The organism is Paraburkholderia kururiensis, from assembly GCF_034424375.1.
Lineage (GTDB): Bacteria > Pseudomonadota > Gammaproteobacteria > Burkholderiales > Burkholderiaceae > Paraburkholderia > Paraburkholderia kururiensis_A.
Window position 1 is genome coordinate 1,156,376 of record NZ_CP139965.1, and the last position, 26,394, is coordinate 1,182,769.

23 protein-coding genes are annotated in these 26,394 nt (G+C 64.6%); 6 read left to right on the forward strand and 17 right to left on the reverse strand.

The genetic code is table 11. The features are described from left to right. Positions 1-28 precede the first annotated feature (28 nt). Positions 29-808: a 5-oxoprolinase subunit PxpA gene (locus U0042_RS05225; protein WP_114813069.1), complete on the reverse strand. Its 780-nt coding sequence runs from the start codon at positions 806-808 to the stop codon at positions 29-31. 271 nt (positions 809-1,079) lie between these two features. Between U0042_RS05225 and U0042_RS05230 the strand changes: the two genes are divergently transcribed. Beyond that, positions 1,080-1,997 carry a LysR family transcriptional regulator gene (locus U0042_RS05230; RefSeq protein WP_114813098.1) on the forward strand — a complete coding sequence of 306 codons (918 nt, stop codon included), beginning with the start codon at positions 1,080-1,082 and terminating at the stop codon, positions 1,995-1,997. 67 nt (positions 1,998-2,064) lie between these two features. On the opposite strand, the gene U0042_RS05235 is transcribed toward U0042_RS05230, so the two are convergent. Beyond that, positions 2,065-2,955: a LysR family transcriptional regulator gene (locus tag U0042_RS05235; protein ID WP_114813071.1), complete on the reverse strand. Its 891-nt coding sequence runs from the start codon at positions 2,953-2,955 to the stop codon at positions 2,065-2,067. A gap of 103 nt (positions 2,956-3,058) precedes the next feature. Here U0042_RS05235 and U0042_RS05240 point away from each other — a divergent pair, with 103 nt between their 5' ends. Then, positions 3,059-3,994 carry an NADP-dependent oxidoreductase gene (locus tag U0042_RS05240; RefSeq protein WP_114813073.1) on the forward strand — a complete coding sequence of 312 codons (936 nt, stop codon included), beginning with the start codon at positions 3,059-3,061 and terminating at the stop codon, positions 3,992-3,994. A gap of 287 nt (positions 3,995-4,281) precedes the next feature. Here U0042_RS05240 and U0042_RS05245 read toward each other — a convergent pair whose 3' ends face one another. The 5 genes from U0042_RS05245 to U0042_RS05265 all read right to left on the reverse strand — a co-directional run bounded on the left by U0042_RS05245 (position 4,282) and on the right by U0042_RS05265 (position 9,691). Beyond that, positions 4,282-4,752 (reverse strand): hypothetical protein, encoded by a 471-nt coding sequence (locus U0042_RS05245; protein ID WP_157977872.1) that lies wholly within the window; start codon positions 4,750-4,752, stop codon positions 4,282-4,284. Positions 4,753-4,755: 3 nt separating this feature from the next. Then, on the reverse strand, positions 4,756-7,101 hold the full coding sequence (locus U0042_RS05250) for a peptidase M23 (protein WP_327205037.1): 2,346 nt from the start codon (positions 7,099-7,101) through the stop codon (positions 4,756-4,758). A 6-nt stretch (positions 7,102-7,107) separates the two neighbouring features. Beyond that, the gene (locus U0042_RS05255) at positions 7,108-7,338 is read right to left on the reverse strand and encodes a hypothetical protein (RefSeq protein WP_114814419.1); all 231 of its coding nucleotides are present in this window, start codon (positions 7,336-7,338) and stop codon (positions 7,108-7,110) included. Positions 7,339-8,039: 701 nt separating this feature from the next. Beyond that, on the reverse strand, positions 8,040-8,801 hold the full coding sequence (locus U0042_RS05260) for a glucose 1-dehydrogenase (protein WP_114814420.1): 762 nt from the start codon (positions 8,799-8,801) through the stop codon (positions 8,040-8,042). 47 nt (positions 8,802-8,848) lie between these two features. Then, positions 8,849-9,691 (reverse strand): DMT family transporter, encoded by an 843-nt coding sequence (locus U0042_RS05265; protein ID WP_114814421.1) that lies wholly within the window; start codon positions 9,689-9,691, stop codon positions 8,849-8,851. 154 nt (positions 9,692-9,845) lie between these two features. Here U0042_RS05265 and gcvA point away from each other — a divergent pair, with 154 nt between their 5' ends. Further along, complete coding sequence (gene gcvA, locus U0042_RS05270) at positions 9,846-10,736, forward strand: transcriptional regulator GcvA (RefSeq protein ID WP_114814422.1); 891 nt, start codon at positions 9,846-9,848, stop codon at positions 10,734-10,736. Positions 10,737-10,758: 22 nt separating this feature from the next. Here gcvA and U0042_RS05275 read toward each other — a convergent pair whose 3' ends face one another. The 9 genes from U0042_RS05275 to U0042_RS05315 all read right to left on the reverse strand — a co-directional run bounded on the left by U0042_RS05275 (position 10,759) and on the right by U0042_RS05315 (position 22,157). Then, entirely contained in the window at positions 10,759-11,523 is a 765-nt protein-coding gene (locus U0042_RS05275; RefSeq protein ID WP_114814423.1) for a lipoyl protein ligase domain-containing protein, read from the reverse strand. Positions 11,524-11,569: 46 nt separating this feature from the next. Then, entirely contained in the window at positions 11,570-12,643 is a 1,074-nt protein-coding gene (locus tag U0042_RS05280; RefSeq protein WP_198665406.1) for a 2,3-butanediol dehydrogenase, read from the reverse strand. Between the two features lie 201 nt (positions 12,644-12,844). Next, positions 12,845-13,966 carry an acetoin dehydrogenase dihydrolipoyllysine-residue acetyltransferase subunit gene (locus tag U0042_RS05285; RefSeq protein ID WP_114814425.1) on the reverse strand — a complete coding sequence of 374 codons (1,122 nt, stop codon included), beginning with the start codon at positions 13,964-13,966 and terminating at the stop codon, positions 12,845-12,847. Then, positions 13,966-15,003, reverse strand: coding sequence for an alpha-ketoacid dehydrogenase subunit beta (locus U0042_RS05290; RefSeq protein WP_042300439.1), 1,038 nt, complete (start codon positions 15,001-15,003; stop codon positions 13,966-13,968). The genes U0042_RS05285 and U0042_RS05290 overlap by 1 nt, the downstream gene beginning before the upstream one ends. Positions 15,004-15,074: 71 nt before the next feature. Further along, a complete protein-coding gene (locus tag U0042_RS05295) occupies positions 15,075-16,061 on the reverse strand; it encodes a thiamine pyrophosphate-dependent dehydrogenase E1 component subunit alpha (RefSeq protein WP_114814426.1) in 987 nt (328 codons plus the stop codon). A 24-nt stretch (positions 16,062-16,085) separates the two neighbouring features. Then, positions 16,086-17,222: an ATP-NAD kinase family protein gene (locus tag U0042_RS05300; protein WP_114814427.1), complete on the reverse strand. Its 1,137-nt coding sequence runs from the start codon at positions 17,220-17,222 to the stop codon at positions 16,086-16,088. Positions 17,223-17,431: 209 nt separating this feature from the next. Then, entirely contained in the window at positions 17,432-19,534 is a 2,103-nt protein-coding gene (locus U0042_RS05305; protein WP_114814428.1) for a sigma-54-dependent Fis family transcriptional regulator, read from the reverse strand. Positions 19,535-19,776: 242 nt separating this feature from the next. Further along, complete coding sequence (locus tag U0042_RS05310; RefSeq protein WP_114814502.1) at positions 19,777-20,898, reverse strand: alkene reductase; 1,122 nt, start codon at positions 20,896-20,898, stop codon at positions 19,777-19,779. A gap of 56 nt (positions 20,899-20,954) precedes the next feature. Further along, complete coding sequence (locus U0042_RS05315) at positions 20,955-22,157, reverse strand: MFS transporter (RefSeq protein WP_114814429.1); 1,203 nt, start codon at positions 22,155-22,157, stop codon at positions 20,955-20,957. 103 nt (positions 22,158-22,260) lie between these two features. On the opposite strand from U0042_RS05315, the gene U0042_RS05320 reads away from it, so the two are divergent. Beyond that, positions 22,261-23,163, forward strand: coding sequence for a LysR substrate-binding domain-containing protein (locus U0042_RS05320; protein WP_114814430.1), 903 nt, complete (start codon positions 22,261-22,263; stop codon positions 23,161-23,163). Positions 23,164-23,179: 16 nt separating this feature from the next. Here U0042_RS05320 and U0042_RS05325 read toward each other — a convergent pair whose 3' ends face one another. Beyond that, complete coding sequence (locus U0042_RS05325) at positions 23,180-24,082, reverse strand: NAD-dependent epimerase/dehydratase family protein (RefSeq protein WP_114814431.1); 903 nt, start codon at positions 24,080-24,082, stop codon at positions 23,180-23,182. A gap of 274 nt (positions 24,083-24,356) precedes the next feature. Here U0042_RS05325 and U0042_RS05330 point away from each other — a divergent pair, with 274 nt between their 5' ends. Further along, positions 24,357-25,355, forward strand: a complete 999-nt coding sequence (locus U0042_RS05330) for an ABC transporter permease (protein WP_114814432.1) — start codon at positions 24,357-24,359, stop codon at positions 25,353-25,355. A gap of 50 nt (positions 25,356-25,405) precedes the next feature. Continuing rightward, positions 25,406-26,371, forward strand: a complete 966-nt coding sequence (locus U0042_RS05335; protein WP_114814433.1) for a sugar-binding protein — start codon at positions 25,406-25,408, stop codon at positions 26,369-26,371. The last annotated feature ends 23 nt before the right edge of the window (positions 26,372-26,394 follow it).

Here is a 26,394-nt window from a genome sequence, read left to right on the forward strand (position 1 = left end):
GCTCCTCATCGTTGTTGTGGGCGGCGTGTCAGCGCGAAGCCGCGTGCAGGGGCGCCGCGACGCGAATGTCGTGGCTCACGAGCGCGTCGCGCGTCGCTTCGACCAGCCTGAGCGCGCCGGGCGTGTCGCTATGAATGCAGACGGAGTCGAAGTCGATCTCGATGTCTTCGCCGTCCACCGTTCTGACCCGTCCTTCCACGCAGGCGCGCACCACCTTCGCCGCCACCTGCGCCGGGTCGAGCTTGCCCACGCGGCGCGTGAAGACGATGGAGCCGCTGCGGTCGTAGTCACGGTCGGCGTAAAACTCGCGCACTACCGGCTGGCCGAGTTCGCGTGCGATCCGGTAGGTCACCGAAGCTTCCATGCAATACAGCAGCAGCGTGGGATCGAGCCGCCTTAGCGTTTCGACCAGCAGCCGCGACAGGCCCTCGTCCTGTGCGGCGAGCATGTAGAGTGCGCCGTGCGGCTTGACGTGCTGCACGCTGACATCGTGAAGGCGCGCGAACTCGCGCAGCGCGCCGAGCTGAAAAACGATGTCGTTGACGAGCGCCTGCGGCGTCTCCGTCAAGGTGCGGCGGCCGAACCCCACGAGGTCGCGAAAGCCGGGGTGCGCGCCCACGCCCACGCCCGCCTGTTTCGCAAGCTGGACCGTGCGCGCCATGATGTTGGGATCGCCGGCGTGAAAGCCGGTCGCGATGTTGGCCGAACTGATGAGCGGCATGATGTCTTCATCGACGCCGTCGCCGATCGTCCAGGAACCGAAGCCTTCCCCCATGTCGGAATTCAGGTCGACGCGGTGTTTCTTCATGCTGGGTCTCTCTCCTCGATGAGAAGAGCGCGCGCCGTGCGATGCCTGCGTGCGCTCCGTCGAGAAGAACATTAGCCGGTCGCCATTCGCCAAAATAGTTCTATTTTTGGATGGGACGCTATCTGTTTTTTCGATGGCACGCGCCGCGCATGAACGGGCGCAGAGACTTGCCGGCACAGGAGCCGCGCCGGGTGAATACCCGGACCGCCGCGATTTTTTTGGCGGGAATACGATACGACGCGTCTCGATATCGATTTTTCGGATGCGCGCCATGGCCCTGACGCTTCGGCAATTGAAGTACTTCGTCGCGACTGCGGAACTCGGGCAGATCTCGCAGGCCGCCATTCAGCTGACCATTTCGCAGTCGGCCGTCACCAATGCGATCAAGGAACTGGAAGACGACCTGGGCACGCAGCTCTTCATGCGTACCTCGGCGGGCGTGACGTTGACCACGACGGGGCGGCGCTTTCTCAACCACGCCTATACGATTCTTGCCTCCGTGGACGAGGCGATGCGCATTCCGAACCTGGAAAGCACGCTGACCGGCACGTTGACGCTCGCGGCCAGCTACACCGTGCTCGGCTATTTCCTGCCGCATCACCTGCAACGGATGAGCACGCTCTATCCGCGGCTCACCATCCAGTTGCACGAACTGAATCGCGAGTCCATCGAAGAGGGCTTGATCACGGACCGCTACGACATGGCCGTGTTGCTCACCTCGAACGTGGCCAATCCGGAGCTGACGCTGGAGCCGGTGATCCACTCGCCGCGGCGCCTGTGGCTGTGCGCGCAGCATCCCTTGCTCAAGCGCGAAAACGTGACGCTCGCCGACGTGGCCGCCGAACCCTTCGTGATGTTGACCGTCGACGAAGCGGCCTACACGGCTTTGCGTTACTGGAACGAAACCCCTTACCGGCCGAACGTGAAGCTGCGCACGTCGTCGGTCGAAGCCGTGCGCAGCATGGTGGCGAACGGCAGCGGCGTGGCGATTCTCTCGGACATGGTCTACCGGCCGTGGTCGCTGGAAGGGCGGCGCATCGAAACCATTCAGCTGCGCGACCCGGTGCCGCCGATGAGCGTCGGACTCGCGTGGCGCAGAAACGCCGAACTGAGCCCGGCCATGCATGCCGTGCGCGAATATTTCCGGCACACGTTCATGGAACCTCGGCCGCTGATCGGTGGAGGTTGAGCGATGGCAACCGAGCGATGGCAGTTAAGCGAGCGATGTTTGTGGCGTCCTTCGAGCGAGGCCGCTTCTACCCCTTCAGCACGAGCGACGCTTCCGGGTATTGGTCGCAGATAAAGTCGACGAAGGCGCGGACCTTCGGCGGAGGAAGGCGTCGCGACGTATGCAAGACCCAGAGCGCCGTTTCCACGCCTGAGACCGTGCCCCATTGCACCAGCTCGCCGCGCGTGAGCTGATTCCATGCGATGGACTGCGGCAGCAGAGCCGCGCCGGCGCCGGTCACCGCGGCGTCGCGAATCATCAGGAACGACGAAAGCCGCAGCCGTGGAATGGGCTGTATGACGAGCCGCCCTTCATCAAGGGTCCAGTGAGTGGGTTCGAAGTTCGAAAACACGATGGCCGGAACGGACGTGGCCTCGCCTTTGGCTCTCGCGCGAGGCTTGGGCATGGGTACGGAAGGCGCGGCTACGACGACGAGCCTGTCTTTGGCGAAGCATCGGCCTACGAGGCTGGTGTCCGGGCTCGGATTGATGCGGATGGCCACGTCGAACTGCTCCTCGACGAGGTCCACCATGCGGTCTTCCGCTACCAGCTCGATCGTGACTTCCGGGTAGGCTGCGCAGAATTGCGCGCAAATGTGCCCCATCGCGAGGTGCGAGAACAGCGACGGCGCCGCGATACGCAGGCGTCCGCGCGGCGCCGCGAGTCCTTCGCGCGCAGCCGTCATGGCCTCGGCCACCTCGTGCATCGGCCCTTCGGTGCGGGTCATCAGCATCTGGCCGGCTTCCGTGAGTTTCAGGCCGCGGGCACCGCGCTCGATGAGCCGCACGCCCAGTTCCTCTTCCAGGTCGGCGATGCGTCGCGACAAGGTCGCCTTCGACTTGCCGCTCGCGCGGCTCGCCTTCCCGAGTCCTCCGTGGGTTGCCACCAACGCGAAGTCGGCGAGCGCGTTCAGGTCCATGATGTTCCATATTTGAAACGAGCAGTCTCGATTTTCGCGTCTTTGTTTTATGTATGCAACGGCCTATCTTGTCCTCACCGCAACCTGATATGAGGAACCTGAAATGAACACGACTCAACGCGCTGTACTGATCCGGGCCTATGGCGGCGCGGATGCCGTCGAAGTGGGCGAGACCGCCACACCTGAAGCCGGGCTTGGGCAAGTGCTCGTCCGCGTTCGCGCTGCCGGCGTGAACGGCATCGACTGGAAAATCCGTGAGGGCTACGTTCGCGATGCCTTCCCGCTTCAACTGCCCGCCGTGCTGGGCATCGAACTGGCGGGCGTGGTGGAGGCCGTGGGCCCCGGCGTCGCGCGCTTCAAGGCGGGCGACCGCGTCATGGGCCCGCTGGGACGCCCCGGCGCCTACGCCGACTTCGTGACCGTGGACGAAGCCAACCTGTCGCGCACACCCGATGCACTCGACGACGTCCACGCCGCCGCGATTCCGGTGGCCGCCGTGGCGGCCTGGCAGAGCCTGCATCACGCCGGCCCGATCCGCGCGGGGCAGCGCATCCTGATCCACGGCGCGGCGGGCGGACTGGGGGGCTACGCCGTGCAGTACGCGAAGCGCGCGGGCGCCGAGGTTTTCGCGACGGCGTCGACCGCTCACGTCGATTACGTGCGCAGCCTCGGCGCCGACCACGTGATCGACTACCGCACTCAACGTTTCGAGGACGTGGCGACCGACATCGATCTGGTGCTCGACTACGTCGGCGGCGAAGTGCTCGACCGCTCGTGGCAGGTGCTTACGCCGAACGGCGCGATCGTCGGCACGACTTCGCCGGACATCCTGGCGCGCACGCCGGCGGGCCGTCGCGGCCTGTGGTTCATCAACACGCCGGACGCGGCGCTGCTGGAGCAACTGGCAGGCGAGGTCGCGAACGGCACGCTGAAGTCGACGGTGAGCGAGGTGGTGGGTTTCGCGGATTTGCCCGCCGCCATCGAGCGTAATCGCACCGGCTCGCGCATCGGCAAGGTGGTGGCGGAGTTTTCGCGCTAACGCAATATTTACGTTTTCGAGTGACGAGAGCAGGCTGCGACAGCACGGATGGCGATAGTAGTGAAAAGCGACTGCCTTACCGTCCCGGCCGGTAAACCTTCCGCAACCGTCGGCAATCGTGGTGGGCTCGTGCTTATCGCAGATGGCATCGTCGCCCTAACGGGCAAGCGGTCGACCCAGGACCTCGAACGGGGCGACCCGCTGGCAACTTTGCCGCCTTTTTTCAGCTTGTTGCCTTGATGGATGGCAGCATTGATGTTCACATTACTAAATTGGCGGCTGAGCGATTATTGCTTCAGACGCACCAGACGAGTGGCGCATACCTTAGGGACACTTTGATCCCAAATGGTACTTAAAAGGCGCCGTCTTTTTTTATCGATCTTTAAATTAATAAACTCATCTCCACATCGCGGCGCCGGGTACCGCTCCACAAATTTATTTGACAAGGGAGAAAACGTAAAAATCCTGTAAATCGAATAAACCCCCAGCCCGTCGTCCACATGCCACACGGCAAATCCAAGGTGCCCACTAAAATCATAATCGTCAATGTCGATGTGTGTTGATTTTTCTGTATCAATATTCACGGCGTGTCTATTGATTTTGCCGCCGCCATCTACTTCCCAGGTTAATGTGGCGCCATTCGTTTTAACTGCCGCCTTAACCCCTGGTGCAGGTGAAAAGATGTGCTCATTTTCAGCGGAGTTTGCCGAAAAAGAGATAAGCGGAAATATCAAAAAGATAAATTTGATTATTTTCATTAATTACTCCGGCCTCAGCATCGACGCGACAATTGCACTTTTCGGGTGGGGAGGGGTAATATGCATTGTTTCCGACGTATCCAGTCCATCGCCCAATATTCTTAGTGTATATGCCGAATACGCCTGTCTTTCATAATACCCATTTCCACCTCCATTTACCAGGCGATTTATAAAGCCAACCGATGACGCCGAGTAATTTTCATCTGCAATGCGATTGATGCTTGTCCCTTGTGAGAAAGTCTTCGATACCCAATAGAAGCCGCCGGAATCGCAAGCATATTCCGGATTTTCAGCCACTGTGTCCGGATCGTAGCGAGGATGCCAAAGCATTAATTGGCCTCCATCATTCGGATTGGCTGAATAGTGGTGTGATGTGGTCGTAATTCTAGACGTAACTCCTACCATTCTTTCAATATATGATCCGCTATTGTCAGGAAGGGCGCGATATTTTCCGTACACCTCAAAATTGCCAGCCCATGTAAGCTGCATCACGCCGCGCCCATAAAACGGGCCATAGTATTGAGTCGCGGGATTTGCAGCCGAATATCGACCAAACCCCCATTCGTGCATAAGACGTCTGCTACCGCCAAGGTTGCGCCACTGCGCGGTTTCCAGCAGGATCTGAGCCAAAAACATAGCAATTCGATTCGGATTGCTACCAAGATATTTTCTAAGACACCTATTCAGCGAAGCGACATGATTTTCGACACGTTGGCGCGCGATGGCCAACGTTATCCTATATGTATCGTCATTTGTAGCGATGGCTCTTCGCGGACTGCCAGCCTGCGTATAGAACGGATAGCGAGGAAACGTGGCAGCCAACTCGTCGTGGGTTAGCCACCCACACTTCCTGAAGTGCCGGATAAACGCGAGCGGATGGAAAAACCAGAGCTTCTGCCCCGCAGGCAACCCCGTCACGTCCCAGAACTGCAGTTCCTTGAGGTACTTCAGAAAATCCTCGTAGCCCTTCCGGTTGCCGTGATAGAACCCGCCTTCGTCGAGCAGCTTCGCGAAGCGCGTCTCGTTGTGCGTGCTATCCCATTCGCTCGGCGCGTTGCAGATGAATCCGCGCAGGGCCCGACGTACCTCCTCATGGCCCTTCACATAGTACGAAAGTGCGTCTGCCTTCTGGACTTCAGTGGCTTCCTTCACGACTGTGGACGGCTCGCTGGCCGCAGCGTCCCTGACGAGCTTCTTCAACAGGTCGACATCGCACAGGCCGTCACTGACAAAAGGTGTATTGCCGTCGCTGATCTTCTGCCAGCCCATGAAAGACGGGAAATCCGCGTCAGACAGCTTTTTGACCTCTGCCCTGCTGATATCGATGTAACCCTGCTTCCCCGTGTCGTAGGGTATCTGCACCCACGTCGCACGGGCTGCCTCCGGGAGGGTCGCAGGCGTTGAAAGAATGCGCCCGAAGCGCAGCATCTCGTAACCGTCGCTGGGGCAGGCTTCGTAGAGCGCCGTTGCGCGATGGTACAGATCGTATTCGTAGTCCTTCTCCTCGACCGGCGCGGATGTGAGCAGCGTGCGCGAGCCGTCCGCCGCAATGCTCCAGACGTTGGTGTACTTCGCTCCCTTGCTGAAGTACATCTCCACGGCAAGTGGCAGGGCATTCGTGCCTGCGTAGCCCGCCTTGAAAGCGATGCCGTGGAGTTTGCCGTGTGCGTCCGTTCCCTGAGGCAATGCGTAAAACTGCTGCCCCGCAGGAATGGTGAACCAGGTATGCCCCCAGCAGTCCTGGGTGGTCGCCGTCGCTGGCGACGCCACTCCGAGTTGCGTGTGCCCGAAATACGCTTCGAAATCGCCCGGCGTCATGAAGATCTCGAAGTGCATGTAGGTGACACCCTGATAGCGCCCGAGAAAACCCAGCACATCCTTGCGCCGCACCTTCTGGTCATTCCCCTTCGCCGTGGGCGTGACCTTCCCCTGGGTATCCTGCCCGGACGGATTTTGCAGGAACGCCGGTAGCTGGGTCCCGTCGTGTCCGAACGTGTGGTATTCAGCAAGCGGCAGCAGGTGCATGTAGAGCGAATAGAACGTCAGCGCGCGTCCGTCGCCGGTTTCGGTGGAGTGTTTGAGCAGCACGAAGCCCGCGTTGCCGTTGCCGTCATCCATCGCATGCTGGCAGACGCGGTATGCCACCACCTCGCCGTCGGCGATGGCATGGACCGGACCGTGCACGTCCGGCGCAAGATGGGCGCCGCAATGCCAGGTCCGGTCGGCTGCGATCGGATAAATACCGTGCGCCAGTTCGAATTTGTCGACGGCATCCATCATGGGGTCAGGCTTGGACGCGTCACTGGACGTCAGGCCCGATGCGGGCAGAAAGGGCGGGCTGATGATCATGACGTGTCAGTTCGTATGGGGAGGACGGTCGTTGACCTGGAGATCGCTTTTCGGCAGGACAGGCAACGGCGTCGGCACGTTGTCGGGGCCGACGAACGTGAAAGAGGCCTTCCCGCACATTGAGCCGAGCACTGTGAAGTCGCGCTCCTGACTGCCGATCCACAGCCTGAGATGCTGGGTCAGGCGCGCGCCCGGGTGGAGCAGTGCATTAGTAAAACGCTTTGCGGAAGTATTCATTCCACGCATTCCCATCCGGTTTAAAGGAGCGATGCGAAGCCGATTAATTCGCAACGTTTTAGGCCGGATAAACCTACCGGGAACGGAACGGAATATTGTCAATAATGGTCAATGTGCGCTGTCTGCCTTTGCAGCGTGCGGTCATGCCGCGCGGAAGCCACGTTCAGTGCATGTCTTGTTAAGAGCGGCCAACGCAAGTTATCCGCGAAGCGTGAAACAGATGAGAGCAGCGGCTAGGGAGAACAATGCGACATGAATGTCGAGCCGACGCTCGAAATGAATATGCGGTTTGCCGGATCCGGCAAACCAGGCATGCGTGTGCTCGATGATCCGGCGATGGCTTCCAAACTACTCCTTGTTTCCACATTTCCGCAGGCGATACGAGCCGCAATTCCGCGCGGCTCAGGTAGCGCCCGTACCGGGCAAAGTCATAGCGCTTGTCCGCATGCGGTTTGTCCGGACATTTGCGGCGCTGACCATTCAGCCTTGACACCGCTGGGATGGCATCGGCCAGGTATGGCGCTCCCGGCTTGATGCCTAGGTTGTGTTGCGACGCGACGCCCGTGCTAGTAGAGATCGACGAAGCTGCCCGCGAAGGGTTCGTGGCCTCGTTCGATCGTGCATCTTTTGTAGCCTGGACAAACCGATATCAAGGCGGACCGCCTGCGCATTGCATCCACCCGGTTTATCCGACGCCCCCCTCACTTCCCCCCCGTCACATCGAGAAACGTGCCGGTAATGAACGACGCCTCTGCACTCGCCAGCCACAAGATGGCGCGCGCCACTTCTTCGGGCTGGCCGCCTCGGCCCATCGGGATGGAGTCCTTCACGCGATCCACGCGTCCCGGCTCGCCGCCGCTCGCATGCATCTCGGTGTAGATGTGCCCGGGACGAACGCAGTTCACGCGTATCCCCTCGCGGGCCACTTCTTTTGCGAAACCGGTCGTGAAGGTCTCCAGCGCGCCCTTCGACGCAGCGTAGTCCACGTATTCGTTCGGGCTGCCCAGCCGCGCCGATGCCGACGACACGTTGATCACCACGCCGCCCCTTCCTTCGTGACGCAGCGACATTCGCCTGGCCGCTTGCTGCGCGCACAGAATCGGGCCGATCGCGTTGACCGCGAAGATGCGCTGCATGCGCTCGAAGGCGAGATCTTCCAGCCGCGACTGCCGCGCGATGATCGCGGCGTTGTTCACGAGCACGTCGATGCGGCCGAAGTCGCGGTCGATTGCGGCGAATAGCTGGGCCACCTGTTCCGGGTCCGCGCTGTCCGCGCGCACGGCGAGCGCGCGGCGGCCCAGCGCTTCCACGTCGGCGGCCACCGCGCGCGCGGCGGATTCGTTGGCAACGTAGCTGATCGCCACGTCGTAGCCTTGTGCCGCCGCAAGACGCGCGGTGGCCGCGCCTACGCCGCGGCTTGCGCCCGTAATCAGAATGAGCGGTGCCTGAGAGACGGTATTCATCGAGCGAACCTTCATGGGAAGTGGAAAGACGTTTCGGGGCTGCGACGTCAAAGCCCCAGACACACCGCGCCGGCCGCGACGACCACGCAGGCAAGCCAGCGCGTGGGGCTGACCGCTTCGCGCAGAAACACGCGACCGATCAGCACCGCGAACACCACACTGGTCTCGCGCAACGCCGACACCGCGCCCATCGCGCCCGACTGCAGCGCCCAGATCACGATGCCGTACGCCGCAATCGAAACGAGGCCGCCCGCCAGCGACAACGCGACCGAGAGCGGCTCCGCGCGTAGGGGCGCCCAAAGCGGCGCGAGCCCGCGCGTCGCGACGAACAGCACGGGCATCAGCGCGTAGAACAGGAACATCCAGGCGGTGTAGCTAAGCGGCTCTGCGTCGGACAACCTCACGCCGACGCCGTCGATCACCGTATAGACCGCGATGGTCGCGCCCGTCGTGAGTGCGGCGAGCGCGCCCGCGCGCGACACGTGACGCCCCTGCAACGCGATGGCGATGATGCCGCCCGACACCATCGCGATGCCGAGCGCGTGCAAGGGGCCAATCGCTTCATGCGCGAAGAGCGCCGCGCCGAGCGTGACGAGCAGCGGCGACGAGCCGCGCGCGATGGGATACGCGAGCGCGAGGTCGCTGCGGCGATACGAGCGCACGAGGCTCACGTTGTAGAAGATGTGCACGAGCCCCGACGCGACGATGTAGGGCCACGAGGCGCTGGCCGGCCGCGGACTGAACACGATGACGAGCGCGGAGACTGCCGCGATGGCGATGCTCATCCACGTCATGGACCAGAACCGGTCGCGGTTGCCGTGCAGCATCGCGTTCCAGCTGGCATGGAGCACCGCTGCAAAGAGCACGATACCGCCGGTGTAACTGAGCATCTGAATTTCGGGCCGATAAGGCGGGCAAACGGAGCGGAAGAGGGACCAGCACTGCACGGGAAAGAATATCTATCTTGGCCGCCCGCAACAAACCAGATAAATTGCCATGTCGCGTTAGAAAAACTCCCGCCATAACGTTGCCGATGTCTCGCCGATGAAAAAGGTATTGCCGCCGCTCAACGCCTTGCGCGCCTTCGAGGCAGCGGGGCGCCTCGGCAGCTTCAAGGAAGCCGCCGCGGAGCTGCACGTGACGCAAGGCGCCGTGAGCCAGCACGTGCGGCTGCTCGAAACGTGGCTTGGCGCGCCGCTGTTCGAACGGCACAACCGCCGCGTAAAGCTCACGCCCGCAGCGAAGGACTATCTGGAGAAAGTCGGCCCGCTGTTCGAGCAGCTCGCGCAGGCGACGGCGAGATACGGCCTGCCGGAAACCGTGTCGCGCACGCTCTCGGTGAACGCGCCCGCCACGTTCACGCTGCGCTGGCTGGTGCCGCGGCTCGCGACATTCCGCGCCGGGCATCCCGACGTGGAGGTTGCGGTGGAGACGTCGAACGGGCCGCTGGAGAGCTTGAAAGAGGACTACGACGTCGTGATCCGGGGTGGTCCGGACACGTTCTACGGCTATTCGATGCGGCCGTTTCTTTCCGAGGAGCGGTTGCCCGTCTGTAGTCCCGCGTTGTTGGAGCGGCTGCCGCTGCGCGTGCCGGGCGACTTGCGACAGCACACGTTGCTGCACACGTCGAGCCTTCCGCGGCTTTGGCCCGACTGGCTGGCAAGCGTGCAGCTTCCCGCATTGAGGCCGGCCGCCGCCTTGACCTTCGACCACTTCTATCTGACCTTGCAGGCGGCCATCGACGGCATCGGCATCGCGATGGGTCCCACGGCGCTGGTCTCCGACGATCTTGCCGCAGGCCGGCTCGTCGCGCCGTTCGACGGTCCGCGTCTGCCGTCGCGCAGCTATTGCACGTACGTTGCGGACACCAAGGTTGGCGACGAGCGCGTCGTGCTGTTCCGTTCGTGGCTGGAGCAGCAGGGACGCGCTTCGTGAAGCGTGGGGCTCGCGTGGTGTCTCAATTGCAACCCGCGCTTGCGCCCGGCGCCTCAGCCGCTTCCACATGCGCTCGAAGCGCCGCCATGACGCGATCGTCGATGTCTTCGCCCAGCGCGCCGCCCGTTGCCGCGAGCGCCTGCCGCACGCTGACCACGCGCCCGGGCAGGTAGTGCCGTCCGCTTCCGATGGCGTCTTCGAACGCATTGGCGCGCGCGTTGATCTCATCGGGGTCGGCGCTCACGAGCAGCACCGCGTGGGCCAACACGACGTTGAGCGGTGCCGATGACGTTTGCGAAGCCGCTTCCAGCCGACGCCAGTATTGCGCGGTGCCCGCGATCTTGCGGGCGTCGTGCGGCGGCCCCCAAGCCAGGTTGAAGCGGCCGTCGCAGAACGAGCCTTCCACGGCCTGCCAATGCGTCTGCACGCCGAGCGAGCCGAGCGCGTGGCGCAGGATCTCGCACAGATGCCGGTACACCGTCTCGGAAAGCTCGCCCACCGTGCCGCGCACGCGATACGCGAGGCTCAGGTTGACGATGCCCGGCCCCTGCGGCACGAGCCCGCCGCCCGACATGCGCAGAAAGACCGGGCAGCCGCGCTGCGCAAAGTCGGCGCGTGCACGCTCCAGCGCGTCGAAGCGCTGGTAGCTGCGCGGCACCACCAGCGACGGCGGCACTTGCCAGAGGTGCGCCACACAGCGGCCTTCGGCCGCCATCGCGAGCAGATCCCGTTCGGCGGCGAGCGGGTCGTCGGTGGCGGCGGGAAGATCGATCAGTTCGAAGGCCATAGGCGCCGGTTGGAGTGACGTCGACGAGTGACGTTACTTCGCCACGTTACGCCGTCATCAGTTCAGCCGGCGAGACGATGATCTTCACGTTGTTCTCCTTGTGGTGGACCAGTTGCTCGAAGCCCTTGTCGACAATGTCTTCCAGCTGGATGCGGCCGGTGATGAACGGCGTCACGTCGATGCGGCCGTCGGCGATGAACGCGATCACGTCCGCGAATTCGCCGTTGTAGGCGAGCGACCCGATCACCTGCTTCTCCGTGGCGACGAGGTCGAAGAAATTGAAGCTGCTCGGCTCTTCGAAAATGCCGACCATCACGCAGGTGCCCGCCTTGCGGATGGTGTCGATGGCGAGCTTCGCGGTGTCCTTGTGGCCGATGCATTCGAAGCTCACGTCGGCACCCAGCCCGCCGGTCACGCGACGGATTTCGGCCAGCGCGTCGCACGCGGACGGATCGATCACGTGACTCGCGCCCACGGCTTTCGCGCGCGCCTTGCGCGCCGCCGACATCTCCAGCGCGATCACCTGCGCCGCGCCCGCCGCGCGTGCGCAGGCAATCGTGCACAGGCCGATGGTGCCCGCACCCACCACCACGACGTTCTTTCCAAGCAGGTTGCCCGCTTTCTTCACCGCGTGCATGCCCACGGCCAGCGGTTCGATGAGCGCGCCGGCTTCCGTGGGGAAGTTGTCGGGCAGCTTGTAGAGCAGATTGGCGGGCACGTTGACCAGCTCGGCGAAGGCGCCGTTGTTCATCAAGCCGGTGAACGCGAGGTTCTCGCAGATGTTGTACATGCCGTGCGTGCAGTAATAGCAGTGGCCGCAGTGCTGGCACGCGTCGGCGGCTACGCGCTCGCCCACGGCGAAGCCCTGCACGCCCGCGCCCAGTGCCGCGATCTCGCCGCAGAACTCGTGCCCCAGGATGCACTGGCCTTGAATGCCGGTGAGCGGATGCGGCGTGTCGACGGGAATGAACACCGGCCCGGCCAGATACTCGTGCAGGTCGGAACCGCAGATGCCGCACCAGTGCACGCGAATCTGCACCCAGCCTTCGGGCGGCGCCGCGGGCAGCGGAACGGTTTCCACGCGAATGTCGTGACGGCCGTGCCAGACGGCGGCGCGCATGGTGTCGCGGGTAGAGGCGGTCGAAGAAGTCATGACGGGTTTCCTTGAGATGAGGACGCACGTTGCGCGTTCAGCTTCGCGCAACGCGCCGACGGGTATGGGCGTGATGCGGCAGGCGAAAAAAGCAAAACGGAGTTCGGCCGCTACGAGCGTTAGGGCTCGAGCATCGAAGCATCGACACTCGAAGCGGCCAGACAGACATCAACCGGCAGCCAGATGCCGTTGCAGCGCGGCGTTCACCTCACTGGCTTTTTCGAGCATCGCCATGTGGCCGGTGGCGTCGAACAGCACCACTTGCGCGCTCGACGGCGCCTTGTTCGCCTGGGTCGAAGGGATCACCTGATCTTCTTTGCCCCAGAACACGAGCACGGGCTTGCCGAATTGTTCGAGCTCGTCCGCGAGCACGGCCGACTGCCTGCCGTTCGCGAACAACGCCGCGCCCAGTTCCGCGAGCAACGGCTCGACGCCATCCATGCGCTTGAACTTCAGCATGTCGTCGATCATCTGGCGGTTCACCAGCTCCGGGTTGGCGAACAGCTGCTCGAGTACGGGCTTCAACTCGCGGCGCGACTGCGCCTGAACGAAGCCGTCGGTATAGCCGCTGTTGATCGCGGTATCGAGACCCGCGGGGCTGACGAGCGCGAGGCTCGCGACCTGCCCCGGCGCCGCGGCAGCCATCTGGATGGCGATGGCGCCGCCCATCGAATGGCCGACCAGATGCGCGGGGCCGTTCACGTCGGCGGCGCGCAGGAACTTCAGGACGAAGTCGGCGAGCGCGGCGATGGACGCGCCCGGCAGCTTCGCCTCGCTCTGACCGTGTCCCGGCAGATCGAGCGCGATGACCGGGTGCTTCTCCGCCACCGCGTCCAGGTTGAAGAGCCAGTTGTTGAGGTCGCCGCCGAAGCCGTGAATGAAGAGCACCGGCGTGCCGTGCTCCGGTCCGCGCTTCGCGTAGCGCACGCGGATGCCGTCCACGTCCGCGTATTGGAACTGCGGGCCGGCGTCTTCGTCGTCGCTGTCCGCAGCGGGCACCTCGTACGCCGCGATGTAGGCGTCGATCTCGGCGTCGCTCACGTCGTTGTCCGCCAGCACCGCGAGCAGCGCCTTCACCGGCAATGTCTCGCCGCTTTGCGCGACGATGCGGCGCAGCAGTCCGGCGTCGGCGGCTTCGACGGCGTTGGAGATCTTGTCGGTGTCCACGTCCACCAGCGCTTCGCCCACTTCGATGCGTTTGCCTTCTTTCACGAGCCAGTCCTGCACGGTGCCTTCGCGCATTTCGAGGCCCCACTTGGGCATGACGATGGGAATGATCTGACCGGCCATCAGCGGTTTCCTCCCTGGCTCTTGCCATTCGCGTAACCGACAGTGCGGCGCGCCGCTTCGGCAATCTGCGCGCTGCTCGGGATATACAGGTCTTCGAGTGCCGGAGAGAACGGCACAGGCACGTGCGGCGGCGCGACCATTTCGATGGGCCCCTTCAGTGCCTTGAAGATCTGCTGCGCGACCTGCGCCGAGATATCGGTCGCGATGTTGCAGCGCGGGCTCGCTTCGTCCACCACGACGAGGTGCCCCGTGTTCTCCACGGACTCGAGCACCGTGTCGATGTCGAGCGGCGAAAGCGTGCGCAGGTCGATCACTTCGGCCTCGATGCCTTCCTTCGCGAGCGCCGCAGCCGCATCCAGTGCGCGATGCACCATCAGCCCGTAGGTCACGATGGACACATGCTTGCCGTCGCGCACCACGTTGGCCTCGCCGAACGGAATGGCGTACGAGTTCTCGGGCACGTCGCCTTCGAAGCCGTAGAGGTTCTTGTGCTCGCAGAAGATCACCGGGTCGTTGTCGCGAATGGACTGGATCAGCAGGCCCTTGGTGTCGTACGGCGTGCTGGGGCACACCACCTTCAGGCCAGGGATGTGCGTGAAGAGCGGCGTGAGCATCTGCGAGTGCTGCGCGGCGGCGCGAAAGCCCGCGCCCACCATGCAGCGGATCACCACCGGCGTCTCCGCCTTGCCGCCGAACATGTAGCGGAACTTGGCTGCCTGATTGAAGATCTGGTCGAAGCACACGCCCATGAAGTCGATGAACATGAGTTCGGCGATGGGACGCATGCCGCACGCCGCGGCGCCGATCGCTGCGCCCACGTAGGCGCTTTCGCTCAACGGTGTGTCGAGCAGGCGGTCGCCGTGCTTTGCGTAGAGGCCTTTCGTGACGCCGAGCACGCCGCCCCAGGCGTCCTTTTCGCCTTCGGCGCCGGCGCCGCCGACAATGTCTTCGCCGAGCATGATCACGCTCGGGTCGCGGGTCATTTCCTGGTCGATGGCTTCGTTGATCGCCATCTTCATGCTGAGTTTGCGGGCCATGATGCGGTTGTCCTGTGATGGGTCGCGTTCGTTGTGTTCGTCGCGTTCGTTGCGTTCATTGAACGGGCGGGTCAGTACTTCACGTAGACGTCGGTGAGCAGGTCGGCGGGTTGCGGCTGCGGCGCCGCCTTCGCTTCCTGCACCGCGCGCTCGATGAGCGCGGCCACCTCGCGGTCGACGTCGTCCAGTTCGCCCTGCGTGAGCACGCCGGCTTCGGTCACGCGCGCCGCGAAAATCTTCAGGCAGTCGCGGTGGGCGCGAATGTTGTCGAGTTCGCCGGGCGCGCGATAGGTTTGCGCATCGCCTTCGAAGTGGCCGTAGAAGCGCACCATCTTGCATTCGAGCAGCGACGGCCCACCGCCTTCGCGCGCGCGGCGAATCACTTCGCCCGCAGCTTCGTGCACGGCGAAGAAGTCGGTGCCGTCCACGGTCACGCCCGGAATGCCGAAGCCCGCGGCGCGATCGACGTAGCTGTCCACCGCCGTGGCGTAGTCGCGCGAGGTGGCCTCGGCGTAGCCGTTGTTTTCGATGACGAAGATGACAGGCAGATTCCACACAGCCGCGAGGTTCAGGCTCTCGAGGAACGTGCCCTGGTTCGACGCGCCGTCGCCCGCGAAGGTGATGCCCACTTCGCCCTTGCCGCGGAATTTGGCGGCGAGCGCCGCGCCGCAGATGAGCGGCGCGCCCGCGCCCAGAATGCCGTTGGCGCCCATCATGCCCTTGGAAAGATCCGCGATATGCATGGACCCGCCCTTGCCGTTGCACGAGCCGCCGGTCTTGCCGTAGATCTCTTTCATCATGCCGATCACGTCCACGCCTTTGGCGATGCAGTGCCCGTGGCCGCGGTGCGTGCTGGCGATGCGGTCGCCGTCGTGCAGGTGATGCAGAATGCCCACGCCCGCGGCCTCTTCGCCGGCATAGAGGTGGACGAAGCCCGGAATGTCGCCGCGCGAGAAGTCCACGTGCAGGCGCTCTTCGAAGTCGCGGATGGTGCGCATCCTGCGGTAGCAGTCGAGCAGTTCTTTGCGCTGCAACGGCAGGGAAGGTTTCGCAGTCATGCTGTCTCCTTGGTCGGTTTGGTTTCACTGTTGCGAGGGAAAAGGCAGAGATGCCAGCGCGGATGCGAACGGCGGCGCGCGCAGCAAGCCGTGCGTGGCGGCATGGAGCAGGCATTGGGCGACGTCGACGGAACGGAAGGCGCGTTCGCGCAGCGTGATCGTGAGGCGGTCGTCGGGGCCGAACGTGATCTCGCGTTCGCCGTCCAGCGCGACCACGCCCGAGCGTTGGCGCACGCGTACCGGCTCGCCGTCTTTGAGGCGATGCCAGCCATGGATGGGCACAGGCTGCAGCAGGCCGGGCGCAATGGCGGCGTGCAGATGAAAGAGCGGTGGGGCTGCTTCGGATTCGGAGGACGGCGCGCGCGAATCATGCGGCGCCACTTCGACATGCAGGCCGCCCGGTTCGCGGCGACCGACGGGCGCGAGCATGCCGCCAATGGACGACAGGCCGATCGCTTCAGGATCGGCAAACGCCATGTAGACGGCCGCGAGCGAATCGGTGCGCCATAGCGCCTTCGCGCCGATGTAGTGCTCGTGCGCGATGGCCACGTCCACCAACGCGATGTCGTGACGTACCGCGCCTCTCGCCGCATGGAGCGTCACGTCGAGCCGCTTGTTGTAGACAAGCGCGATATCGGGCGCGATGCGGCCCGTGGCGTAGAGACCCACTGCGAGGCCCGCAAGCGTGGCCTCGCGCAGTTCGGGATACGCGTTGTTGGTGCCGGTGGAAAGCCCCGCGATGGGCACCTGCCCGCACTCGCGTACCACCGCGCGGTGCGTGCCGTCGCCGCCCAGCACGACGATGGCCGCGACCTGCGCTTCGCGCAGCAGGCGTGCGGCGAGAAACGTGTCGTCGACGCGCGCCGTCGTGGGCATGGCGAGCCACTCCAACTGGGGCCAGGCGTGCGTGCTGCCCGAGGCCGCGCGTTCGCGGGCCAGATGCCGCTCCAGCATGGGCCGCAGCCCCTCGCGGTCCGGCATCATCAGCACCCGCGCTACGCCGCATGCGCCGAGCGCGGCCATCGCGCGCAGCACGATGTTGACGCGGTCCGCCAGTTGCAGACTGTTGGCATTCGCCACGACGCGCCGGATGTCGCGAGCCGACACCGGGTTGGCGATGATGCCCACCGCTTGCGGCCGAACCGGGGCGGGTTCGCGCATGCCTGTCTCCTGTCTGTTTGTACTGACAGGCGTATCTGCAACAGGTATGCCAACGCGAATCCCGGCCGGCAAGGCGCGAGATTTACGGGATTACCCCGAAAAAAGGCAGGCGAAAGAGACGAACGAGCGAGGTGCCCGAGACAGGTGTCACAGCATCACGTGCATCGCGGTAGACAGGCGTATCGAGGTGCCCGGCGAGCCTCGCGCCGTCAGCTTGCGCGGGGGCGCACGTGGGTTTGCGTTGGCCCGGCGGCGACGCTGTCGCTGCGGTTGGGCGACTGGATGCCGTAACGCGCCATGCGGCGGTACAGCGTCATGCGGCTCATGCCGAGCTGGCGCGCGACAGCGCTCAGGTTCCAGCCGCACGCGCGCAGATGCTGTAACAGCAGCGTGGCTTCGGGCGGCAGCGCGCGCGGTTGCGGCGCAGCTTCCTGTTCCTGCGCGGGATGGGGCCGCGGTGGTGTCGAACCCGCTGCGGCGTATTCGTCGGCAAGCCAGGCGCTCTCGCTCGAAGCTGCGGTAGATGCAGCCAGCGCAGACGGCCCACCGATGCCTTCAGGCAGATCGCTTGCCTCGATATGCCGGCCGCTGCACACGGCGCGCGCGTATTCGAGCGCGTTACGCAGTTCACGCAGATTGCCCGGCCAGCGGTGCCGGCGCAATTGTGCGCGGGCTGCCTCCGAGAGCGTGAAGCCTGGCTCGCCCTCGGGCACCGCGAGAAACTTCTCCACGAGCCAGTCGAGGTCGCTGCGCTCGCGCAGCGGCGGCAACACGAGCCGCGCGCCGTTGAGCCGGTAATAGAGGTCTTCGCGGAAGCCGCCGCCGCTGATCAGCTGATCGAGCGGATGGTGGGTCGCCGAAATCACGCGCACGTTCACCTTGACCGGACGCGACGCGCCGACCGCCAGCACCTCGCCTTCGGCCAGCACGCGCAGCAGGCGCGATTGCAGTTCTCGCGGCATGTCGCCGATTTCGTCGAGGAACAGCGTGCCGCCGTCGGCTTCCTGGATCAGGCCGCGCCGCGCCTTCGGTCCCGCACCGGAGAAGCTGTTGGGCAGGTGCCCGAACAGTTCGCTCTCGATCAGCGTTTCGGGAATCGCCGCGCAGTTCACGGCGATGAACGGCCCATCCCGGCGCGCGCTCGCCCGATGCAACGCGCGCGCGAGATACTCCTTGCCGCTGCCCGTTTCGCCGTTGATGAGCAGATTGATGGGCGCGTCGACGAGCCGCGCGGCGCGCTGCAATTGCTGTTGCAGAGCCGCATCGCCGCCGCACAGCGCGGCCAGTTCGGCGGGGATCGGTGCGGCCACGCTCTGCGGCGTGCAGGCCGGCAGGCGCAGCATCGGCGGCATGACGCTCAGATAGAGCATTCGTCCGCTTCGGTTCAGGCGCACGATGCGCTGCTCGCTGGGCCGCGAATAGACGAAGCGGCCCAGTTCCTCGGGGCGCGCGTCGAACAGCGTGTCGAATCGCATGCCCAGCAAGGGCGTGCCCATTGCCCCCGTGCCGGAGCCCATGGCCGCCACGCCCGGCTCGGCCGTCAGCATGTGCAGCGTGCGATGGTTGTGGCCCACGATGCAGCCGTCGGCGTCGAGCGCGATCAGGTACTCGGGATTGACGTCGATGAATTCGGAGGCCGGGCTCAGCTTGAGAATCCAGTCCTGCCGATGCCGGCGCAGGAAATAGGCGTCTTCGATCCGGCTCGCGTAGGTGCGCACGAGGTACAGCGCGAGCATCTGGCTGTCCTTCGCCTGCGGCGAGCTGAGCGCGGAAATGTCGAGGATGGCGTTGAGCTGGCCACGCGAGTCGAAGAGCGGCGCGGCAGTGCAGGTGAGCGGAATGTGCGTGGCATCGAAGTGATCGGCCTGATGCACGGTCAAGGCCTGGCCCGTTGCGAGCGCCGTGCCCACCGCGCACGTGCCCGCGCCGTTCTCGCTCCATTCGGCGCCGAGATAAAGGCCCGCGCGGCGCAGGCCGGCGTCGGCGGCGGCATCGCCCAGGTAGTCGACGGTGACGCCGTCGGCATCGGTGAGCAGCACGACGTAGCCCATCTGCGCCACCTGGCCGTAGAGGCTTTCAAGGCCGTAGCGGGCGATGCGCGCGAAGTCGTCGATACGCTGCTGATGCTCGCGCAGCCGCGTCTGCGGCACGATGCGCGCTTCCTGCATGCGGGTGGGGTCGAGCCCGTACTGATGCACGCACCGTTGCCACGAACTGCGGATGATGGCGTCGTGCATGCGCGCGGCGGCCGGCGACTGGCCGGTGGTCGCGAGGACCACGGTTTCGATGTGATCGCGCTGGCGCACGTCCATTGGCACGTTCATTGTCGTCTCCTGAGTCCGTGACCCGCGGCCGTGACAGGTGAGACCGGATACCGTCGAACCGGGACGCACGCCGGACGCTTATGGCGGCGGCGCGTGAGAGTACGACCCCACGCGCGCCCATGCTTTCGAGTTCAGGCAGCTAATGTACCACCGTCGCCGCAGGGGTTTTGTCATGGCAAACCACAGCATGCCGCGCGTAATGCGGCGGCGTGGGCGCGCGTGCGCTGCGTTCAGCTGGCGGCTTCCTCGAGCGCCGGATAGTCCGTGAGCCCTTTCGCGCCGCCGCCGAACAGCGTTTCGCGATGGTGCGGCGCGAGCGGCGCGCCGAGGCGCAGGCGCTGCACGAGGTCCGGGTTCGCGACGAAGGGGCGGCCGAATGCGATGAGGTCGGCCCAGCCCGACGCGATGGCGTCGCGCGCACGTTCGCCCGTGTACTTGCCGGCGTAGATCAGCACGCCCGAGTAGGCGGCACGCAGTGCACGTTTGAATTCGAGCGGCATGTGCGGTGCGTCGTCCCAGTCGGCTTCGGCAATATGGACGTAGCCCACGCCGATCTCGTCGAGCCGTCTGGCCGCGGCGAGGTAGGTGGTCTGCGGGTCGGCGTCTTCGCAGCCGTTGAGCGTGGTGAGCGGCGCGAGCCGGATGCCCACGCGGCGCGTGTCGCCGGTGCCTTCGACGAGCGCGCGCGCCACTTCGTCCAGAAAGCGCAGGCGGTTGTCGAGCGAGCCGCCGTATTGATCGGTGCGCGTGTTGGCGTTCGAATCGATGAACTGGTTGACGAGGTAGCCGTTCGCCGCGTGCAGCTCGACGCCGTCGAAGCCGGCCTGCATCGCGTTGCGTGCGGCGGTGCGGTACTGGTTCACGATTTCGCGAATTTCGTCGACGCCGAGCGCGCGCGGCTCGGACGCCTGGACGAAGCCCGGCGCATCGCCTTCGCCCGCGATGAACACGTTCACGCCCTTCGCCTGAAGCGGCGACGACGACACGGGCTGCCGGCCGCCCAGCAGGCTCGTGTGGCTCAGGCGGCCCACGTGCCACAGTTGCGCGAAGATGCGCCCGCCTTTGCGGTGGACCGCGTTCGTCACCGTGCGCCATCCGTCGATCTGCGACGGCGTATGGATGCCGGGTGTCCATGCGTAACCCTTGCCGAGCGGCGCGATGTAGGTGCCCTCGCTCACGATGAGCCCGGCGCCGGCGCGCTGTGCGTAGTATTCGGCCATCAGGGGGTTGGCCTCGTCGCCGGGCTGGCTTGCGCGCGAGCGCGTCATCGGCGGCATGACGATGCGGTTGGGCAGCGTCAGTTCGCCAAGCTGGAGCGGCTGGAAGAGGGGATCAACGTTCGCGTTGTTCAAGATGTTCTCCACGATGGGCGGGATGGGCTAAACGGATTAATGCGGGTCGGTGCGGGTCAGTGAGCGACGGCCACGGGTTCGGCCGTGCGTTCAGGCAAGCCTGCGCGCTGGTCGAGGCGGCCGCTCAGCGCCGTGAGCGCGAAGGCGCCGAGCGTCACGACAGCGGCAATCCACGGCGTGTGCGCAAGGCCGATGTGCGCGACGATCAAGCCGCCCAGCGACGACCCGCCCGCCACGCCCAGATTGAACGCGGCGATGTTGAAGCCCGATGCCACGTCGGCGGCCTCGGGCGCGAAATGGCGCGCCTGCTTGACGACGTACACCTGCAGACCCGGCACGTTGCCGAACGCCACGGCGCCCCAGCACAGCATGGTGAGCACGGCGAGCCACGGGTTGTGCAGCGTGAAGGTGAGGGCGAACAGCACCGCGGCGAGCAGCAGGAAGATGCGCTTGAGCGCCTTCACGGGGCCGACGCGGTCGGCCAGCCTGCCGCCCCACAGGTTGCCTGCCGCGACGGAAACGCCATAGGCCACGAGCACGAGGCTGACTTCGGCCGGCGTGAAGCCCGTGATCTGTTCGAGCAACGGCGCCATGAACGTGAACGCGATCAGCGAGCCGCCGTAGCCCACCGCGGTCATGGCATAGACGAGCGCGAGACGCGGCTGGCCCAGCACGCGGAATTGCTGGAGCAATCCGGCAGGACGCGCATGCGCGAGTTGTCGCGGAACGAAGGCCACCGCGCCGAGCAACGCGATCAGCCCGAATCCGGCGACGACGAGGAACGTCGCGCGCCAGCCGAAATGCTGACCAATGAACGTGCCGAGCGGAATGCCCGCGACGAAGGCGACCGTCATGCCGCTGAACATGGTGGCGATGGCGCTGGCCGCCTTCTCTTTCGGCACGAGCGTGGTGGCGATGATCGAGCCCACGGAAAAGAACACGCCGTGCGCGAGGCCGGTCAGCACGCGTGCCACGATCAGCGACTCGTAACTGGGCGCGCGCCACGCAACGAGGTTGCCGATCGTGAAGAGCGCCATGAGCCCCGCGAGCAGCAGCTTGCGCGGCACGCGTCCTGTGAGCGCGGTGAGCACCGGCGCGCCCACGGCCACGCTGAGCGCATACAGGCTCACGAGCAGACCGGCGGAGGGCAGGCCGATGCCGAGGTCGGACGCAATGGTGGGAATCAGCCCGACGATGACGAACTCGGTGGTGCCGATGGCAAACGCGCTGAGCGTGAGCGCGAGGAGGGCGAGAGGCATGGTGTGCGGTCCTGGCTTCGATGAAGACGGGACGCAGTGTGCGCGCTTTACTTTTGCTGAAAAAGTCGTCTATAAACCAAATAGTTTTGATTCGAAATCAAAGATGAAAATTACCCTGGACGAGTTGCAGGCCTTTGTGAGCGTGGTGGATACCGGTTCGATCACGGCCGGCGCGCAGCAGCTCGGCCTTACCATTTCCGCCACCAGCCGCACGCTGGGACGGCTCGAAGAGAAGCTGAAGACCACGCTGCTGCGCCGGACCACGCGCCGTCTGGAACTGACGGAGGAAGGGCGCGCGTTCCTGAGCGATGCGCGGGCCATCATCGCATCGGTAGAGGGCGCGGAGGAGCAGATGGCCGCGCGCCGCGAGCGGCCCTCGGGCCGGCTGCGCGTGGATGCGGCCACGCCGTTCATGCTGCACGTGATCGTGCCGCTCGTGCAGGGCTACCGCGAGCGCTATCCGCAGGTGGAGCTGGAACTCAACAGCAACGAAGGGATCATCGACCTGCTGGAGCGGCGCACGGACGTGGCCATCCGCATTGGTCCGTTGAAGGACTCCACGCTGCATCGCAAGGCCGTGGGCCGCAGCCGCCTGCGCATTCTGGCGAGCCCTGCGTACCTGGAAGCGCACGGCCACCCGCGGCGCGTGGAAGACCTCCGGAAGCACGCGCTGCTGGGTTTCAACCAGCCGGAGTCGCTCAATGTCTGGCCCATCACGGGGCCGGACAATGAGCCGTACCGGATCACACCCGCCATCTGGTCGTCGAACGGCGAAACGCTGCGGCAACTCGCGCTGGCGGGCGCCGGCATCGTGTGCCTGTCCGACTTCATGACGGCGAGCGACCGTCGCGAAGGCACGCTCGTGCAGCTGTTCGCACGCCAGACGCAGGACGTGCGGCAGCCCATCAACGCGGTCTACTACCGCAACACCGCGATTTCGGCGCGCATTGCCTCGTTCGTGGACTATCTGACCGAGGCCGTGAGCGGCACGGAGTTCGGGCGCTAGCGGCGCGCCGTGCCTGCTACTGCCCGAAGCGCTTCGCCTCTTCGCGCCAGGCGTGCTGCTGCTTCCAGCCCAGCAGGCGCTTCAACTTCTCGTTGCTGAGCAGCGTTTCGAATTCGCCCAGCTGTTTCTTCACCGGCACGCCGGGGTAGTAGCGGTCGAGCAGCGTTCGCGTGGGCAGGTCGGACGACACGTCGTCGGCCGCGACGTTCATCACCTCGAAGCCGAGCCCGTCCTTCTCGATGGCGAGCCGGCACGCCTCGGCGAGGTCGCGCCCGTCGATGTAGCTCCACGCAATGCGTTTGCGCAGGGCCGGGTCCTGGTTCCACGTGGCGAACTTCGCATAGTCCTCGGGGTCGAGCACGTTGCCGATGCGAAAGCAGTAGATGTCCGAACCGGTACGCGCATGGAACGCCTTCGCCGTGACTTCGTTCACGACCTTCGAGGTGGCGTAGCTGTCCATGGGGTCGACGGGATACGCCTCGTCCAGCGGGAAATACGCGGGATCGCGATGGCGGTGGGCGAACACCACGCCGTACGTCGTTTCGCTCGACGCCACGATCACCTTGCGAATGCCGAGCTTCGAGGCCGCGTCGAGAATGTTGTACGTGCCCATCACGTTGATGCGGTAGACCTCGTTGTCGGTCGTGATCATGATGCGCGGAATGGCCGCGAAGTGGACGATTGCGTCGATGGGCTTCGGCTCCAGATCGTCGGCGAACTCCACGGGTGCCGTGCTCGATGCGAGCGCATTGAACACCTGGCCCGCGTCCGTGATGTCGGTAATCAGCGTGCGCACCGTGCGCTTTGCCATCGGTACGCGGTCGAGGTTCATTACGTCGTAGCCGTGCTGGACCAGGTTCTCCACTACCCACTTGCCGGCCAGGCCGCTGCCGCCGGTCACTATCACACGCTTGGTCATGCGCTCTCTCCTCCAGATCGGGTTCAAGGGACAGACGCCCATGCGCCTGTTCTTTCACGCAGCGTAGCGAGTTCCGCGCCGGCAAGTCTGTGACGCTCGTCATAGCGTGAGTCCTGTCCTGCGCGCGCAACCGGTCGCGCGCCCTCTTTTCCCCGCGCTCTTGAGGGATAACCCCGATCCCGTTGTATGACGCCCATCACAGTTTCGCAGCGGAACCTCCACGTACTCTTTGCGCATTGAAGGCGCAGCAAGCACACGACCCAGGAGACATGCGTTGAAAGCCATTCCCACCCACGTCGAGGCGCACACCGAATCCCGCCTGCTCGCCACCGTGCGCGCGTGCCTCGGTGTGCGGGAATTCAACATATTCGCGGTGCTGATTGCCGTGGGGGTGCTGATCAGCCTGTGCTCTCCGTACTTCCTCACCACCAACAATCTGATGGGCGTGTTCCGCTCGTTCTCGCTCACCGCGATCATGGCGATCGGCATGATGCTCGTGATCGTGACGGGCGGCATCGACCTCTCTGTCGGGTCCGTCATGGGGCTGTCGTCGCTCGTTACGGCGCTCGCGTTCCAGCATGGGCTCAATGCGTTCGTCGCCGTGGCGGCGGGGCTGGCTACCGGCGTGGTGGCCGGTTCCGTGAACGGGCTGCTCGTGACGCGCATCCAGTTGCCGCCCTTCATCGCGACGCTCGGCACGCTGAGCATCGGGCGCGGGCTCATGTACATCATCACCAAAGGCGTGCCCGTTACGCCGGACGTGCCGGACGGCTTCACGTATCTCGGCCAGGGCTACGTGGGTTTCATTCCGGTGCCGGTGGTCGTGATGGTGGTGCTGGCGGCGTGCTTTTCCGTCGTCATGCGGCGCACGCGTTTTGGACGGCACGTCTACGCAACAGGCGGCAACGAGACCGCGGCGCACTTGAGCGGCGTGCGCACGCACCGCGTGAAGTTTCTCGTCTATCTGCTCTCGGGCGTGATCGCCGCGCTCGCGGGCGTCATCAGCTTCTCGCGTTTCGTATCGGCCGAACCGGCTGCGGGCTTCGGCGCCGAACTGGACGTGATCGCCGCCGCCGCGATTGGCGGCGCGAGCCTTTCGGGCGGCGCCGGCAGCGTGGAGGGCGCGGTGATCGGCGCGGCGCTGGCCGGCATCATCACCAACGGCGTGGTGTTGCTCAACATCGATACCTACGCGCAACAAACCATTACGGGTTGCGTCATCCTGATTGCGGTCAGCATCGACATCTGGAGACTGCGCCGTAAGGCGCGATAGCCACATCGCGCAGCTTGGCTCATCAATCTTATAAACATGGAGACAACACAATGAAATCCCGTCTGCTTCGCAAGGCGATCTTCAATGGCGCAAGCCTCGCACTGGCCGCTGCCGCATTCGGCACGCTCTTCGCGCAACCGGCATCCGCCAAGGACCCGCAGTCCATTTCCATCGCCGTGATACCGAAGGTGGCCGTGCCCTTCTTCGACGACTGCAACACGGGCGCGAAGGAAGAAGCGAAGAAGTACAACGTCAATTACCAATGGGTCGTGCCGCAGAATACGCAGGGCTCGACGCAGGTGCAGATTATCGAAGACCTCATGGCGCGCCACGTGGACGGCATCGCCATTTCGGTGAACGAGCCGAAGTCCGTGGAGAACGTGATTCAGCAGGCGAAGCGCAACGGCATCAAGGTGCTTACCTTCGATTCGGATTCGCCCAAGAGCGGCCGCTCCATGTATATCGGCACGAGCAATGTGGCCGCCGGCGCGACCATGGCAGCCGCGATGGCCAAGGCCCTCAACGGCAACGGCGAAGTGGCGATCATCACGGGCCAACTGGGCGCGGTGAACCTGAACGAACGCATTACGGGAATCAAGCAGGAACTCGCGAAGTATCCCGGCATCAAGATCGTGGAAACGCAGGGCACGGACGACGATCTGGCGCGCGGTGTGTCGGTGGTTGAAACGACGCTGCGTGCGCATCCGCAGTTGAAGGGCATCTTCGGTGTGAGCCAGGTGGGCGGTCCCGCCGTGGCGAAAGTGCTCAGCACGCGCGAATTCGGCGACAAGAAGGGCAAGCTCGAAGTGCTGGCCTTCGACGATCTGCCGGACACCATCAAGGGCGTCAAAGACGGCCTGATTCAGGGCATCATCGTGCAGCGGCCCGTCACCATGGGGCGCCTTGCCGTGGATCACCTCTACGCGCAGATCCAGGGCAAGGAAACGAGCGAAAAAGACATCGACACGGGCGTGACGGTGGTGACCAAGGCCAATCTGGGCAGCTATACCAAGTAACGGCGAGGTGGCGCGAGGTACGC

Bases quoted from the DNA above. Each gene is read 5' to 3' on its own strand.
- U0042_RS05275 (WP_114814423.1), bottom strand. From the start codon at position 11,523: ATGGCCTTCGAACTGATCGATCTTCCCGCCGCCACCGACGACCCGCTC.
- U0042_RS05320 (WP_114814430.1), top strand. From the start codon at position 22,261: ATGAAAATTACCCTGGACGAGTTGCAGGCCTTTGTGAGCGTGGTGGAT.
- U0042_RS05265 (WP_114814421.1), bottom strand. From the start codon at position 9,691: ATGCTCAGTTACACCGGCGGTATCGTGCTCTTTGCAGCGGTGCTCCAT.
- U0042_RS05225 (WP_114813069.1), bottom strand. From the start codon at position 808: ATGAAGAAACACCGCGTCGACCTGAATTCCGACATGGGGGAAGGCTTC.
- U0042_RS05335 (WP_114814433.1), top strand. From the start codon at position 25,406: ATGAAATCCCGTCTGCTTCGCAAGGCGATCTTCAATGGCGCAAGCCTC.
- U0042_RS05260 (WP_114814420.1), bottom strand. From the start codon at position 8,801: ATGAATACCGTCTCTCAGGCACCGCTCATTCTGATTACGGGCGCAAGC.
- U0042_RS05325 (WP_114814431.1), bottom strand. From the start codon at position 24,082: ATGACCAAGCGTGTGATAGTGACCGGCGGCAGCGGCCTGGCCGGCAAG.
- U0042_RS05230 (WP_114813098.1), top strand. From the start codon at position 1,080: ATGGCCCTGACGCTTCGGCAATTGAAGTACTTCGTCGCGACTGCGGAA.
- U0042_RS05240 (WP_114813073.1), top strand. From the start codon at position 3,059: ATGAACACGACTCAACGCGCTGTACTGATCCGGGCCTATGGCGGCGCG.
- U0042_RS05295 (WP_114814426.1), bottom strand. From the start codon at position 16,061: ATGACTGCGAAACCTTCCCTGCCGTTGCAGCGCAAAGAACTGCTCGAC.
- U0042_RS05255 (WP_114814419.1), bottom strand. From the start codon at position 7,338: ATGAATACTTCCGCAAAGCGTTTTACTAATGCACTGCTCCACCCGGGC.
- U0042_RS05300 (WP_114814427.1), bottom strand. From the start codon at position 17,222: ATGCGCGAACCCGCCCCGGTTCGGCCGCAAGCGGTGGGCATCATCGCC.
- U0042_RS05250 (WP_327205037.1), bottom strand. From the start codon at position 7,101: ATGATCATCAGCCCGCCCTTTCTGCCCGCATCGGGCCTGACGTCCAGT.
- U0042_RS05305 (WP_114814428.1), bottom strand. From the start codon at position 19,534: ATGGACGTGCGCCAGCGCGATCACATCGAAACCGTGGTCCTCGCGACC.
- U0042_RS05285 (WP_114814425.1), bottom strand. From the start codon at position 13,966: ATGGCCGGTCAGATCATTCCCATCGTCATGCCCAAGTGGGGCCTCGAA.
- U0042_RS05245 (WP_157977872.1), bottom strand. From the start codon at position 4,752: ATGAAAATAATCAAATTTATCTTTTTGATATTTCCGCTTATCTCTTTT.
- U0042_RS05290 (WP_042300439.1), bottom strand. From the start codon at position 15,003: ATGGCCCGCAAACTCAGCATGAAGATGGCGATCAACGAAGCCATCGAC.
- U0042_RS05280 (WP_198665406.1), bottom strand. From the start codon at position 12,643: ATGCGCGCCGCCGTCTGGCACGGCCGTCACGACATTCGCGTGGAAACC.
- U0042_RS05315 (WP_114814429.1), bottom strand. From the start codon at position 22,157: ATGCCTCTCGCCCTCCTCGCGCTCACGCTCAGCGCGTTTGCCATCGGC.
- U0042_RS05235 (WP_114813071.1), bottom strand. From the start codon at position 2,955: ATGGACCTGAACGCGCTCGCCGACTTCGCGTTGGTGGCAACCCACGGA.
- gcvA (WP_114814422.1), top strand. From the start codon at position 9,846: ATGAAAAAGGTATTGCCGCCGCTCAACGCCTTGCGCGCCTTCGAGGCA.